The sequence below is a fragment of the Nodularia spumigena CCY9414 genome, assembly GCF_000340565.2.
GTDB lineage: Bacteria > Cyanobacteriota > Cyanobacteriia > Cyanobacteriales > Nostocaceae > Nodularia > Nodularia spumigena.
The window spans coordinates 494303-508798 of sequence record NZ_CP007203.1; the positions used below are offsets into that span (position 1 = coordinate 494303).

Consider the following 14496-nt stretch of genomic DNA (forward strand, 5'->3'; position numbering starts at 1 on the left):
AGATAAAGTAGCCCAACCCAGGCATCGCTCAAAAATCATCGAAAAATCAAGTGGAAATGCCTGAAATCCACACCGCATATTTAGCAGCTTCTGTCAATATATAAATCCTAACAGATTGTCAACGTCGAAAACCATACTCAAGAGTAAAGAACTGTGGATTCAATTTAGCTAGGGGTTCCCTCAGTTTTACCAATTCTTTTTCTGGGCCATGTATTTCCAAACGAGTCAAATCAGCAATCTTTAGGGCTTCTTCCAATAAAGAACCCACATGATCGAGATGAGTTAGCACTCCCTCAGCATCTTCATAGCCTTCACGGCAGTGAACTTGGTCTTTGTCAAAACTGAATCCATAATAGAGGCACTTAGGCTCCTCATTTGCTTTTGTGACGAATTGCTGGCATAGATCCTTAAAAAGGTCTAGTTTGCCACTATGAACTTTAAAGTAGGGGACAATTGTACAGCACTTGTCTTGAGTTGACATAAATATCTTGTGATTGTTGACACAGTAATTTATTTAAAATTATATCTATAGGACTACTATTTGATTTAGGACTTACGCACAAGTCACGGAAGAATGAACCACGTAAAGCCTTCGGCATAGCTTCGCTTATGGCGCTAGCGTCTCCCTTTGGGAGAAGGACACGTTCGCGTTAGCGTCTCCCCTTGGGAGAAGGAAAGAGGGTTTGAGAGATATTTTGCGTAAGTCCTGTGATTTCTGAACGCACCCGACAATTACCCAATTGCAAAACTCTATTCGCGTTAGGATACTTAAGAAAAAGTTGCTAATAAACCAGAAGTTGACTTATGAGCAAAATTGAACAAGCTCAAGCTGAGTATGAAACTTTTCCTCAAACTGTTGAGAGTGTAATCATTAGCACGGTTAATCAAGCAGGCATACCCAATACTGGTTACACTCCTTTTGTGATGGATGATGCTAAAAATATCTATATCTACGTTAGTGGTTTAGCAATTCACACTCAAAATATCCATATCAATCCTCGTGTGAGTGTCTTATTTATTGAGGATGAATCTAAGTGTTACCAAATTTTTGCCCGTCGTCGGTTGAGTTTTGATTGTACAGCGACTTTGATAGAGCGAGAAACTGAGACCTGGAATCAAATTGTCGCTCAATTTAAAGCCCGTTTTGGTGAACTGATTGAAGTATTTCGGGGTTTACCAGACTTTCGGATTTTCCGCTTAACTCCTAGCGCTGGTCGTTTTGTGATTGGTTTCGGGACAGCTTATGAGATTAGTGGTGAACAACTGGATAAACTGGTTCATATTACAGGCAAATAAATAATTTAATTTATGCTTCAGTTTCAACCTCCCGGCTTTGGGCATAAAGTTATTCATACATCTCTAGGGGCTATGGTTTACTATACCCAAACCACTACGCCTTGGTTAAATGCTGAGACGGAAGATTTACCTCCTCTGTTATTTCTCCATAATTTTGGCGGTGGGGCTTCTGCGTTTGAATGGTCTAAGGTTTACCCGGCTTTTGCAGCTACTCACCGCATATTAGCACCAGATTTAATTGGTTGGGGTGAATCTGCTCATCCAGTGCGAGACTATCAAATTAGGGATTATTTGCATACTATTCAGGAGTTTATCACCCAAACTTGCCGCCAACCAGTCACGGTAGTGGCTTCTTCTTTAACAGCTGCTTTCGCTATCCGTCTGGCTATTAACCATCCTGATTTATTTCACAGCTTGTTTTTAGTCTGTCCTTCTGGGTTTGATGACTTTGGTCAGGGTGCTGGACGCAGAATACCATTGCCAATTATTAATTCGCCGCTAGTGGATAATTTAATTTATACTCTAGGCGCTGAAAATGAATTTGCTGTGAGAAATTTTCTGCAAAGCTTTCTGTTTGCGAAAGCCGAACGGGTTTCTCAAGAAATCGTCGATGCTTATTTAATTTCTGCACAACAGCCTAATGCTAAGTTTTCGGCTTTGGCGTTTTTGCGGGGAGACTTGTATTTTGATTTAAGTTTGTACATTCAGCAACTGCAAACTCCTACGGTGATGTTTTGGGGCGAGAAGGCACAATTTACCAGCATCAAGTTAGGGCGACGTTTAGCCAATCTGAATATAGGCGCAATTCGCGATTTTTATGCGATCGCACATACCGGAATATTACCCCATCTCGAAACCCCAGAAGTGATCATTGGTCTCTTACAACCCTATTTGACAGCTTGTTTCTCATAAAAAATGGCAGAATATTACATTCTATGAATAAATTGTTGAAAATTGCCTATCTTGATAATTGCTACAAAAATAGTCTAGAATTAAGAAAGATTAATTAAATTATCAGCATTGTCAAGGCGTTGCTGAAAGAGAGAGCGCTAAAGCGCAACTACGAACTGGTAACATCAATCCCTTAAGATTGTTGACATTTCGTGTTTGCTGGCTATAAAGCTTTATATTTAATAAAGATATATTGTTAACATTAGTAAAAAACCTGAAAAGATTGGGGGAAAATAAGTGCTATGAGTCGTGTAGGCGTTTTATTACTCAATCTCGGTGGCCCCGATAAGCTAGAGGATGTCGGGCCTTTTTTGTATAACCTATTTTCCGACCCAGAAATCATTCGCCTACCGTTTCGCTGGCTGCAAAAACCTCTAGCTTGGTTTATTGCTACACGGCGAACTACAACATCTCAAGCGAATTATAAGCAAATTGGCGGCGGTTCTCCACTACGGCGAATCACTGAGGAACAAGGACAAGCCCTGAAACAACATTTGGGTGATTTGGGTCAAGAAGTGGATATCTACGTAGGAATGCGTTATTGGCATCCTTACACAGAAGAAGCGATCGCACAAATTGCTGCTGATAATATTGAACACCTGGTAATTTTACCACTGTACCCACAGTTTTCCATTAGTACCAGTGGTTCTAGTTTTCGGCTGTTAGATAAACTTTGGCGAGAAAAGCCAGAACTTCAGCCCATTGACTATACTGTGATTCCCTCTTGGTACAAAGAACCAAGCTATCTGCAAGCTATGGCGGAACTCATAGCCCAAGAACTCGACCAATGTCCCAACCCCGATGAAGCTCATATATTTTTCAGCGCTCACGGCGTTCCTAAAAGCTACGTTGAAGAAGCCGGAGACCCCTATGAGCAAGAAATTGAAGAATGTACTGCATTAATTATGCAGACTCTCAATCGACCCAATCTTTACACCCTAGCTTATCAAAGTCGTGTCGGACCCGTAGAATGGCTACAGCCTTATACTGAAGATGCGCTGCAACAACTCGGCGCACAAGGTGTAAAAGATTTAGTTGTTGTACCTATCAGTTTTGTCTCCGAACACATCGAGACTTTACAAGAAATTGATATTGAATATCGAGAAATAGCCGAAGAGTCAGGAATTGAAAACTTCCGTCGCGCTGCTGCTCCCAATACTCACCCAGTATTTATTAAAGCATTGGCAGACCTAGTAATTGATGCCCTAAATAAACCCAGTTTCAAGCTTTCCCAAGCTGCACAAATGAAAAAAAGGGTGAAAATGTACCCCCAAGAGAACTGGGAATGGGGGATGACTACTAGCGCTGAAGTTTGGAATGGTCGCATTGCGATGCTGGGCTTTATTGCTTTAGTAATTGAGATAGTTACTGGTCATGGTTTTCTGCACATGATTGGCCTTTTGCAGTAAATTTAAAATCCAATAGCAATTATCAAATTGGTGGGGACGCGAGACTTTGCGCCCCTATTTTATTGATCTGAATTAGGTATCCAAGGGCGAGCATCTTTGCCCTCCCCACAAGATTTATATTAAATATCCCATTAGTGAGACGCAATCTATTTTTAACCTTTTTGACACTCCCCACGGCTAGAAGCCGGGGGATTCTTGCGTCACAGGGATTCCAACGAATTTACCCTCAGCAAGCATCTTTACCGTCTGCCCGACGGCTGCAAGTCCTCTAATCAGAACTACTTGAGCGGCTGCAACATCTCTATCAGTTGTATAGCCACAATGTTCACAAACATGAACACGCTGTGACAACTCTTTTTTACCCGTTTCTATTCTACAATTAGGGCAAATCTGAGAAGTCTTTCGGCTATCTACTTTCTGGAAAAATACACCACGCTTAAAACAACACTGCTCCAGAATTTCAAAGAATTGTCCCCATCCAGCATCTAGACAATGCTTGCCAAGTATTCCCCTGGACAATCCCACTAAATTCAAATCTTCTACAAAGATAGTTTGAGCAGTATCACAAAGTTGATGTGCTATTTTCCAATGAAAGTCCTTTCTAGTATTAGCAATATGTTCATGCAATTTTGCCACTTTCTTTTGAGCTTTGTGCCAATTATTTGACCCTTTAACTTTACGACTAACTCTTTGTTGCAGCAATTTAAGCTGGCGTTGGAGGTCTACAAAGAATTTAGGGCGTTGAACACAAAGTCCACCAGAAGTAGCAACAAAACTGATTAATCCCACATCGACACCAATTGCTTCTCCCACTGGTTGATGTTGAGGAACAGACACATTCCATTGCAATGTTAACATTGCATACCATCCAGATACCCGTTTGACAATTCTCACTTGTTTAACTGTTGCATCTGTGGGAATCTCACGGGATTTTCTCAACCTTACCCATCCAATTCCAGGGAGTTTAACAGCATTGTTTTTTAAGGGTTCTTTTCCTAGTTGCGGAAATACAAAAGAACGGAACTGCCCAGCTTTCTTAAAACGAGGGAATCCAAAATTGCGCTCCCATAAGGAAGTGAAAGCATTTTCCAGTCTTTTGAGTGTTTGTTGCAATACCTGAGAATGGACACTTTTTAATTCTGGATATTGTTCCTTTGCTGCAGTTAATGATTTACACTGAATTGAGTAGGTAGGGCGTGGTGTATCTGCGGGGATAATGTATTCAGAATGCAATGAACAAGCGTTAATTTGACAGGAGCGGGATTTATACCAATGCTTGCGTTCTGCTAAGGCATAGTTATAGACTTTGCGGTTAATTTCTAACCAGCCTTGAAAGATTTTTATTTGCTGCTTAGTTGGTTTTAGTCGAAACTCATAAGTCAAAGAAAACACTTATTCATCACCTCCTAAAAGAATTATACGTTATATTTAACTAAGGTCAATACGAAAGATAAACTTTCTGTGGCTAAAGCCATACAAAGGTTGCACAGTGGCTAAAGCCACAAATCGCCTACATCCCCATGTCTAAAGCCAGGGGCTTTGGCTCGTTTTTCGGTAATCATCTGGGCTTGGCGCGAGAAATTCCCTATGGTTTAGCACGAGTTCAAGTATTTTAATTTTAGTCAAAAGGGGAGATCAGGAAGAAAAATTTTGGTACAAGCCCAACGTCTTCTCCCCTGCTCCCTGCTCCCCTGCCTCTTCTCCCTGCCTAAATCCCTAATCGTTGGTAAACTTGATCTAAATGACGCAGATGTTGCTGCGGATCAAAACAGGCTTCAATTTCTGCTGGTGACAGATTTTGAGTCACACGCGGGTTTTGAGTAATTAAGGCGTGGAAGTCTCCTTCTGGCTTGTTCCAAGCAGTATGAGCGCTTTCTTGAACAATGGCGTAAGCTTCTTCTCGGTTCATTCCCTTGTCTATTAAAGCCAGGAGAACTTTTTGGCTAAACACTACACCGCCATAACAGTTGAGGTTCCGCGCCATGTTTTCGGGGTAGACCAGCAAGTTTTTCACTAATCCGGTAATTTCTACAAGCATAAAGTGAGTCAAAATGCAAGCATCTGGCAAAATTACCCGTTCTACAGAACTGTGGGAAATATCCCGTTCATGCCATAAAGCCACGTTTTCCAGGGCTGCACCGGCATGACTTCTTACCAACCTAGCCATTCCCGTCAACCGTTCTGAACGGATGGGGTTGCGCTTGTGAGGCATGGCTGACGAGCCTTTTTGACCTTTGGCGAAAAATTCTTCTACTTCTAAAACGTCTGTTCTTTGGAGATTCCGAATTTCTACAGCAAAGCGTTCAATGGATGCGGCAACTAAGGCTAATTGTTGCACATAGTCGGCATGGCGATCGCGCGAAATAACTTGAGTTGAGGCCGTATCAGGTTTGAGTCCTAGTTTTTCACAAGCGATCGCTTCCACTCGTGGTTCAATATTGGCATAGGTTCCCACAGCACCGGAAATTTTCCCCACGGCGATGGTTTCCCGGAGAACTTTCAGCCTTTCTTGATGGCGCAACACCTCAGCTAACCATCCAGCTAACTTAAATCCAAAAGTCATCGGTTCAGCGTGAATACCGTGTGAACGGCCAGTCATGACTGTATAACGATGTTCTCGCGCCTTGAGGCGAATTACCTGAATCAACTCTTCCAGATGTTGGGATATGAGATCCAGACTAGCAACTAATTGTAGTCCTAAAGCGGTATCTAGTACATCCGAGCTAGTTAAACCTAGATGAATATAACGCCCAGCATCACCCACATATTCATTGACATTAGTTAAAAAGGCAATGACATCATGACGGACTTCAGCTTCAATTTCCAAGACTCGCTTCGGGTCAAAATTCGCCTTAGCTTTAATTTCTTCAACTGCCTGAGAAGGAATATAACCCAGTTCAGCTTGGGCTTCACAAACTGCAATTTCCACCTGAAGCCAGGTTTTTAATTTGTAAGTTTCAGTCCACAGGTTGCCCATTTCGGGCAGAGTATAACGCTCAATCAACGTTCGCGGCAGAATACAACTGTCATATTTTACCGTTTAATTAACCCATCCATAACTATCAGTTAGGCAATAAATTCAATAGCGGCGATTTCTGCGACGGCGTTTTAAGCGCTTGGGATGCCTAAAGTAGTGGAGAACACGATTAATTAAGCGAGAGGATTGCTTTTTTCTTTGAGTATTTTGCGGATGATTATTTATTACCCTTCCCTCGACAGCAGTTTTAGCCGTGCGTGGGATAGCATTTGCAGTTGGAGTGATGTCAGTACCGTATCTCCTGGAATAAACCTGGGTAAACTCTGCGCCAAAAAACAGAATTTGGGCAGCATAGTAAACCCAAGCGATGATTACCACCAGTGAACCAGCCGCACCATAAGCTGAACCCAAAGTACTCCTACCGATATACTGTCCTAATAAAAACTTACCGATGGAAAATAAGAGAGAGGTAAGCAATGCACCAATTAAAACATCACTCCAAGTAATTCTGACATCTGGTAAAACTTTAAAAATTAGTGCAAAAATAACTGTAGTAATGGCGAAAGAAAGAATAAAATTGAGCATCTGCCAGATGGAATCAATTTCTGGTAAGGCGTTGCTAAAATAAGTTATCAGTGCTGATAATCCGGCACTAATGACTAAGGAAACGAGAAGTAAAAAGCCAATGCCTAAAATCATCGTGAATGATAAAAAGCGTTGGCGAATGATGGTCATGATGCCACGTCCCGGTCTGGCTTTGACATCCCAAATGGTGTTGAGGGAGTCTTGTAACTCCGCAAATACACCAGTAGCACCTATAAGTAAAATTACAACACTCAGAATAGAGGCGATCGCACCGGCTTGTGGTCTGCTAGCATTTTTAATAGCTATTTCCAGGAATTGTGCGCCATCTCTGCCGACTAAATCCTCAATTTGGCGAACAATTTCACCCCTGGCGGCTTCTTCTCCAAATGCTGCGCCTGCGATCGCAATTACAATAATTAGCAATGGTGCAATAGAAAATATCGTGTAATAAGCTAATGCTGCGGCTAACCGTGAGGCTTTATCTTCACTCCATTGTTTCAATGTTTCTGGAAATAGCGTCCAAACCGCCTGTAACTTCATGAAATCAGTCTCCTTATACTAGGAAGTTGCTACCCTCCTGCTATATTTGATACTGGTTTATGAGTTGGCTACATCTTCCTCAAGGTGTTTTTGCCCTATTCGTGAGACAGAATTTATATCTCTGGGAAAGAATGTAGAACTGAAAGCCGCTACGGGTCATACCTGTGTAGTAGCTTACAGCCTGCGGCGAGGGAAGCGATCGCAATAGTAGAATGAAAGAATCCCCAGAGGTGTAAGCCTTCGACAAATGCTAAGATACCGAAATTTCAGGAGGTTAACTATGAAAACAAAGGTTATCTATGCTTAATCAGTTCACCGAATTATGCACATTATTTCTCGTAAAGTATTGCGTCAATTTTGGCAAGAGTATCCTGACAGTCAAACTGCGCTGATTCGTTGGTTTAAGCTGATGCAATCGGCAAACTTTCAAAGTTTTGAAGAATTACGCTCTGTTTTTCCTAGTGCTGATATTGTCGGTGATTTAATCGTGTTTAATATTGGTGGTAACAAATACAGATTAATTACTTCAATCCACTTTAATCGTCAGAAAGTTTATATTCGTTATATGTTAACCCATTCAGAATACGACAAAGACACATGGAAAAGTTAATCACACTTCCCCCAGATATTAATACTCATTGGAGTGCGATCGCACCACTGCTGACAATTCGCAATGAGGACGAATATGAGCAAGCAATTCAGCGATTAAATAATTTAATTGATGAAATTGGCACAAATGAACAGCATCCTCTTTATAATTTGCTTGATACGTTAGGGACGCTGATTGAGGCTTATGAGAGAGAGTATTATTCTATCCCTAATTGTAGCGGTGGCGATATATTGGCTTATTTAATGGAGGAACATAAATTATGTTTATCAGATTTACCTGAGATTGGTACATCAGAAACAATAGAGGCTATTTTAAACAAACATCAAGCACTAACTCTGAGTCAAATTCAGCAGTTAGTACAACGTTTTAAAGTTCAACCTCAAGTATTTTTAGATTAATCTCGTAGGCAGGTGTACAGCCTGTGGAGAGGGAAGCGATCGCAATAGTAGAATGAAAGAATCCCAGAGGTGTAAGAGGTTGTTTGAAAAGTCTAATTTATTACAGCCCTAGCGACTGGAAGTCGCGGCTATACAAACGAAACCCGCCTGCGCGGGTTAAAAATCCTATTTTTTCATTAATCCAGGTGGCTGGACTTCTCTACGGAAAGCCGCTACGCGTCATGCATGTGTAGTTATTACAAGAAGCGGACAGACTGTATTAAACAAACCTATAACCGATTTCTCACCTGCAAAATGAAAGGTTCAACAGCATCCCTCTTTTATTCCAGTTTGTCTCATTTGGGGGAGTGATCGCAATACCTTTAAATATCAGAGGTTGCTGTTAAGATATACCTAATAGTCTGCGGGTTTGAGGTCCAACAACACCATCTTGACTTAAACCTTTTTCTTCCTGAAACTTCTCCACAGCAGATTCTGTATCGTTATCATAAATACCATTAATTTGATTTGCGCTAAGAAAACCAGCATTAACTAGTGCTTGCTGAACTTTGCGAACATCTTCACCTTGCAAAAAATTAGGGGCAGTGATTTTTAGAAGCCTAGCCATAGCAAAACCTTCGGCTGGAGACATATCCATTCGTGCTGCTGTTTGGGGACCGAATCTACCATCTACTGTTGATCGCTCTAAACCATCAGTAGCAATCCCTCCAAAGGTTTAGGTTTTGAGCCAATTAAACCGCAAAATTGTTTTAAATTGTTAAAATTCGCTATTTAAATAATATAGTATTAATAAGCACGTCAAGCAATCGCTATACTCTTGTAAATCTTCATCTGATGTCCATATACTCTCACTAACGCCACTTTACTAACATTCAGTGAAATCAAACCACTTAGAGTATGAGGCTGACTCTAAGCTGACTAATTCTCTTGTTTGCTTGGGGTTGTGTAAATCAAATACAACGTTTTCTTCATGCCTAAAAAACAACGCAAACGTGGTGCAATCCTTACGCCCAAAGGATTGCATAAACTTCAGTATGCAAGACAACAAGCAGAATTTAATGAAAACAAAAATAAGCGATTTACACTTGATTATCTGAGTTATCACATAGGTTTAGACACTCATACCCTGTGTAAAATTTTTAGGCGTAAAAGCAAGGTTGATACGCAGTCTCTGACTCGATGCTTTCAGGCCTTCAACCTGTTATTAGAGCCGGATGATTATGAGATACCCACGACTCCACTGCTCATAACTAGCTCACAGTCACAGCAGCCAGAGGCCTACAAAGATAAGACTTTAGACAGACAGGAGAGCGAAGAACTTGGGCTAAAATTTGACCTAGATGTAAATGAGGTTAGGTTGACGATGACTGCACCTACAGAAATTCGCCAAAGAGCGATCGCACTACTGCAACAATTACCAGGAGAGTCTTTATTAAAAGCACTAGAATTTTTAGAATCCCTTGCTTATGAGTCTTTACCTCTATCCGAAACCCCAGAAACTGCCAATAGCGAAGCAGCTTTATTACAAATTATTCAAAGTCGGTTATCTCTGGAAGAACAAAATAGATTCTCTTATCTGCGTCAGCAAAAAGAGAATGGAGAAATTACCGAAGCTGAGAATCAAGAACTACTGACATACATTAATCGTGTTAAACAACAAGATACTGACGCGTAGAAACATTGATTCAGTTAGGTGAAATTCGCTAAATTGATTTAAAAGTGCTGATGAATGAGTTTTTACGATAAATCACTTAAACACTGTCCTATATTATTGCATCCTATCGATTGTGCGGTATTGAATCGCTTCAGCTATATGATTGGCTTTTAATTCATCTTCTCCTGCTAAATCTGCGATAGTCCTGGCTACTTTGAGAATGCGATCGCTCGCCCTTGCAGATAAGCCTAATTTTCTAATTGCTGCTTCTAATAAACTGCGGCTAGCATCATCTAACTTGCACCATTTCTGAAGATGATGGCTTTGCATTTGAGCATTGCAACGCAGATTTGGTTCTCCTTGAAAACGTTTAACAGCGCGATCGCGTGCCTTTGTAACTCTCTCCAAAACTGAAGTTGAACCTTCTCCCGTGGGTTGTTGGGTAATTTCCTCTGGCTTTAAACGATTCACTGCAACTTGTAAATCAATCCGATCCATCAAAGGTCCCGAAAGCTTTGCCCAATAATTCTCCCGTTGTCTGGGTGAACAGGTACACTGTTGAATAGTATCGCCATAGTAACCGCAAGGACAGGGATTTGTACTGGCGACTAAAGTAAATTGCGCCGGAAACATCACCGATTGTCTAGTACGAGAAATGGTAACATAACCATCTTCTAAAGGTTGGCGAAGAAATTCTAATACATCTCTTTTAAACTCAGTTAACTCATCGAGAAAAAGAATACCTTGATGTGATAAAGATATCTCCCCAGGACGGGGAAAGCTACCACCACCAACTAGAGAAGGTCCCGATGCTGAATGGTGAGGACTGCGAAAAGGTCTTTCTCGTACTAATGAACCGCGATTTTTCAACAACCCAGCCACCGAGTGAATCCGAGTCACTTCTAAAGATTCCGCAAACTCCAAAGGTGGTAAAATACCCGGTAAACGTCTTGCTAACATCGTTTTCCCACTTCCTGGAGGTCCAACAAATATTAAATTATGACCACCAGCTGCTGCAATTTCCAAAGCCCGACGAGCATGAGCCTGACCTTTGACATCTTGTAAATCTGCTAAAATTGAAGATGTGGCAATTAAAGTTTCTGGCTTTTCATTTAATTTTACAGGTTTGAATTTGCCCGGATTATTTAGTAAATCAACTACATCAGAAATATGATGACAACCATAAACATTTAATCCTTGGACAACGGCAGCTTCTTGAGCATTGTCAACAGGAACAACTAAACCAGAAATTCCCATTTTCTCAGCAGTTGCAGCAATAGGTAAAACACCAGCAACCGGACGCAAAGTACCATCTAAAGAAACTTCACCTAAAAATAAAAAATCCCCTAATAAATCAGGGTTTACTTGTTCAGAAGCTGCTAAAATTCCCACACTAATAGGTAAATCAAAAGCAGGTCCTTCTTTCCTTAAATCTGCGGGAGTGAGGTTAATTACAATCTTTCTCATGGGAAAAGCAAAACCCGCATTTTTCAAAGTGGCTTTTACCCGTTCTTTTGATTCTTGAATCGCCGAATCTGGTAAACCTAAAATTACAATTCCCGGTAAACCACCAGAAACATCCACTTCCACACCCACCTTCACCGCGTCGATACCAACAATAGATGCACTCCAGACTCTAGCCAGCATTGTTCATATATGAATAAACCCTAATTATATCAAACCAGATTTTCAGGTAAATTAACAATGAGTGAAATCACCGAATACAAATGTTATTAAAAACTTTTAAAACACCCTCTAAGGAATGATACACTTTAAATTACCTAAATTAACCATTTGTTCCTGAGACTGGGGAATAGTTAGCTCAAAATTACAAATACCGCCTTCATAGTCCACATTAGCTGCATATTTTCCCGGAGCAACACTGTCTAAATAAAAATCTCCTTCCTTACCAATAGGTGAGTTAATAATTTGATTATTCACAGTTATATTTAACTGACCATAGGAAGGAATTACAGTTTTTCCTGATGTTTCTACCGACAAAGTACCAACAATACTCTGAATTAGTTGCACAGGAAAACGCACAACCGCCCCACCTCGAAAAGGTGGAGTAATTACTTTTTCATTAGCATCAATTTTGTAGTTTAAAGGAATATCTTCATCTTGGATTTTCAAATTATTCCCATTATAAGGGCGCAGATTAGTAATTATTAAATTACCGCGATAATCAGTGCGTCCAACTTCCTGATTATTACTGTAACCACGCACACCCCTCACCCCTGGAACTTGTATGAGTGCAAAGCTTTGGGTAACGGGAGGAGCAATAAAAACACTATTTCCTATCCCGATAATACTACCAGAAACATTAACAGAACCACTATTTTTACCATTACTGCGGTTGAGGTTTAACTCATAAACGCCAAAGGGAGCGCGATACTGAATACTACCATTAGCGGGAATTTTTTCCCCGTTGGGGTTAACCTGAAGACGGTAGCCCAAGCCATTTCCCGCCGGTGGAGATTTCTGCACAGATACAGTTGAGTTAATTGCAGTTTTACCATTGGTATCTTGCCGATTAATACTAGCTCTAGCATTACCTAAAGTATAATTGAAACCGATAAATAGTTCATTTGTAGTTGGTTGTGTAGGTTGGTTAGACCGGCTGAGATTTATAGATAAATCTGCATGGGAATTGAGACGCAAACTACTGGTGAGAGCTAGGCGGTTACTGTGTCCTTTATCACGGAAGTCAGAGGACGCATACTGCAAACCTAAGCTTAAATTACGGGTGGGAGAGACAGAAATAAAAGCATTATTTTCTAACTTGGCTCTGTCATCTAATGCTGTCAAACTTAAATTAGCATATTGGTCACTCAACAGCCGCACCGAACCACCAAAACCGATATTACGACCAGAATAGCTATAGGTGAGGGCAGCCGCAGCCCCGGGAATTCCTGATTCACTACTGACGGCTAGGGATAGTCCTAAAGCCCCAAAGGGTAGGGTAGTGGTTAGACTAGAACCACCACTAATTAAATTACTAGCAACCTCCAAGCGCCCGCCCAGGGTCAGGGAGTTGGTGATACCCTGACGATAGCGACCGAGAAAGGCCAAAGAACCATAATTAAAATTATCAGAATCTAGTTTAAATCGCTGTAAACCTAAATTAAAACTGTAGTCAGATAAACCGGGTTTTAGCAACCCTGGAGCAAAATAAAAAGGTGAAGTGATTACCTGTTCTCGACCCAAAGCATCACGAATTACAACTTTTTTATAACCACTACCGGTAGGTAGGAGTAAATTATCAAATTGAAAGCGACCGGGGGGTACTTCTGTTTGATTTACTCTTTGTCCATTAACAAAAACCTCTACTTTGGAAGGTGTTAAGGCTACACCAGATAAACTAAAAGTTGGTTGTTGAATGACATCAGGATTTAGTCCAAAATCCCGTGACTTACTCACACCAGCCATAAACATTCCTCCCCCTAAATCACCGGTGCTGGCAAAGGAATCACCAACTACCCATTTAGTCATTTTTTGGGGATTATCTAAGGTGAAGTTGGTTAAACCTCGCAACCAAGAACCGTCAGTTTTGCGGGAAAAACTGGTATAAAGTAAACTTTTATTAATGCTTAATCCTGATTCTCCAAAAAATGTATAATTGTTAAACTTGAATTTTTCAATGTCAACAGGTAAATTAAAAGCATAATTAAAGAAAACACTAGTGTTTTGACTATAAGTAATATTTTTTTGTGACTCCTGACCTAAATTAAATGAATTACTCCTTAATAATTCCGGTTGGGCTGTTATACTTAAAGTTAAGGCTTTTTTATCAAAAATATAGCTGACCTGGGGAGCTAAGGAAACCAGAGAAACATAAATTTCATTATTAATAGTTTCTCGACTACCAGCGAAACTTTCTAACCCGGCTTTTTCTAAATCAGGAAGACTAACAAGAATATCCTGGGGGCGTAAAATCACAAAAATTGCTTCTTTAGCCACCTGATTAACGGTAAGTTCCAAAATGGCATTTTGTTCTTGTGCAGCAACCTCAGAACAGACTACAAAACTCCAACCCGAAACTAACAGCAACCACCAGCCATTATTTACAGACATAA

The 14496-nt window shown here is 40.7% G+C and carries 14 protein-coding genes; 7 read left to right on the forward strand and 7 right to left on the reverse strand.

The window, feature by feature from the left end; genetic code table 11:
• Nucleotides 1-118 precede the first annotated feature (118 nt).
• A complete protein-coding gene (locus NSP_RS02295) occupies nucleotides 119-481 on the reverse strand; it encodes a putative quinol monooxygenase (protein WP_006196299.1) in 363 nt (120 codons plus the stop codon).
• Between the two features lie 323 nt (nucleotides 482-804).
• On the opposite strand from NSP_RS02295, the gene NSP_RS02300 reads away from it, so the two are divergent.
• From NSP_RS02300 to hemH, 3 genes are all read left to right on the forward strand, one after another.
• Nucleotides 805-1296 carry a HugZ family pyridoxamine 5'-phosphate oxidase gene (locus NSP_RS02300; protein WP_006196298.1) on the forward strand — a complete coding sequence of 164 codons (492 nt, stop codon included), beginning with the start codon at nucleotides 805-807 and terminating at the stop codon, nucleotides 1294-1296.
• 12 nt (nucleotides 1297-1308) lie between these two features.
• On the forward strand, nucleotides 1309-2208 hold the full coding sequence (locus tag NSP_RS02305) for an alpha/beta fold hydrolase (protein WP_006196297.1): 900 nt from the start codon (nucleotides 1309-1311) through the stop codon (nucleotides 2206-2208).
• A 281-nt stretch (nucleotides 2209-2489) separates the two neighbouring features.
• Entirely contained in the window at nucleotides 2490-3656 is a 1167-nt protein-coding gene (gene hemH / locus NSP_RS02310; RefSeq protein WP_006196296.1) for a ferrochelatase, read from the forward strand.
• Between the two features lie 177 nt (nucleotides 3657-3833).
• Here hemH and NSP_RS02320 read toward each other — a convergent pair whose 3' ends face one another.
• The 3 genes from NSP_RS02320 to NSP_RS02330 all read right to left on the reverse strand — a co-directional run bounded on the left by NSP_RS02320 (nucleotide 3834) and on the right by NSP_RS02330 (nucleotide 7758).
• Nucleotides 3834-5048 (reverse strand): RNA-guided endonuclease InsQ/TnpB family protein, encoded by a 1215-nt coding sequence (locus NSP_RS02320; protein WP_006196291.1) that lies wholly within the window; start codon nucleotides 5046-5048, stop codon nucleotides 3834-3836.
• A 316-nt stretch (nucleotides 5049-5364) separates the two neighbouring features.
• Nucleotides 5365-6660 (reverse strand): adenylosuccinate lyase, encoded by a 1296-nt coding sequence (purB, locus tag NSP_RS02325; protein ID WP_006196290.1) that lies wholly within the window; start codon nucleotides 6658-6660, stop codon nucleotides 5365-5367.
• Nucleotides 6661-6735: 75 nt separating this feature from the next.
• On the reverse strand, nucleotides 6736-7758 hold the full coding sequence (locus tag NSP_RS02330; RefSeq protein WP_006196289.1) for a YihY/virulence factor BrkB family protein: 1023 nt from the start codon (nucleotides 7756-7758) through the stop codon (nucleotides 6736-6738).
• A 64-nt stretch (nucleotides 7759-7822) separates the two neighbouring features.
• Here NSP_RS02330 and NSP_RS25850 point away from each other — a divergent pair, with 64 nt between their 5' ends.
• The 3 genes from NSP_RS25850 (at nucleotide 7823) to NSP_RS02340 (ending at nucleotide 8766) form a co-directional block, all read left to right on the forward strand.
• Nucleotides 7823-7966, forward strand: a complete 144-nt coding sequence (locus tag NSP_RS25850) for a hypothetical protein (RefSeq protein WP_158442620.1) — start codon at nucleotides 7823-7825, stop codon at nucleotides 7964-7966.
• Between the two features lie 114 nt (nucleotides 7967-8080).
• Nucleotides 8081-8368: a type II toxin-antitoxin system HigB family toxin gene (locus tag NSP_RS02335; protein ID WP_006196288.1), complete on the forward strand. Its 288-nt coding sequence runs from the start codon at nucleotides 8081-8083 to the stop codon at nucleotides 8366-8368.
• On the forward strand, nucleotides 8356-8766 hold the full coding sequence (locus NSP_RS02340; RefSeq protein ID WP_006196287.1) for a helix-turn-helix domain-containing protein: 411 nt from the start codon (nucleotides 8356-8358) through the stop codon (nucleotides 8764-8766). Before NSP_RS02335 ends, NSP_RS02340 begins: the two co-directional genes overlap by 13 nt.
• Before the next feature lie 382 nt (nucleotides 8767-9148).
• Here NSP_RS02340 and NSP_RS02345 read toward each other — a convergent pair whose 3' ends face one another.
• A complete protein-coding gene (locus NSP_RS02345; RefSeq protein WP_017803766.1) occupies nucleotides 9149-9397 on the reverse strand; it encodes a peptidoglycan-binding domain-containing protein in 249 nt (82 codons plus the stop codon).
• A 339-nt stretch (nucleotides 9398-9736) separates the two neighbouring features.
• On the opposite strand from NSP_RS02345, the gene NSP_RS02350 reads away from it, so the two are divergent.
• Complete coding sequence (locus NSP_RS02350) at nucleotides 9737-10441, forward strand: ATP synthase subunit B family protein (protein ID WP_006196284.1); 705 nt, start codon at nucleotides 9737-9739, stop codon at nucleotides 10439-10441.
• 93 nt (nucleotides 10442-10534) lie between these two features.
• Here the strand turns inward: NSP_RS02350 and NSP_RS02355 are convergent, their stop codons facing one another.
• Together NSP_RS02355 and NSP_RS02360 are read right to left on the reverse strand one after the other, a co-directional pair.
• Nucleotides 10535-12067, reverse strand: a complete 1533-nt coding sequence (locus NSP_RS02355; RefSeq protein WP_006196282.1) for a YifB family Mg chelatase-like AAA ATPase — start codon at nucleotides 12065-12067, stop codon at nucleotides 10535-10537.
• A gap of 108 nt (nucleotides 12068-12175) precedes the next feature.
• Nucleotides 12176-14494, reverse strand: coding sequence for a fimbria/pilus outer membrane usher protein (locus NSP_RS02360; RefSeq protein WP_006196280.1), 2319 nt, complete (start codon nucleotides 14492-14494; stop codon nucleotides 12176-12178).
• Between the last annotated feature and the right edge of the window lie 2 nt (nucleotides 14495-14496).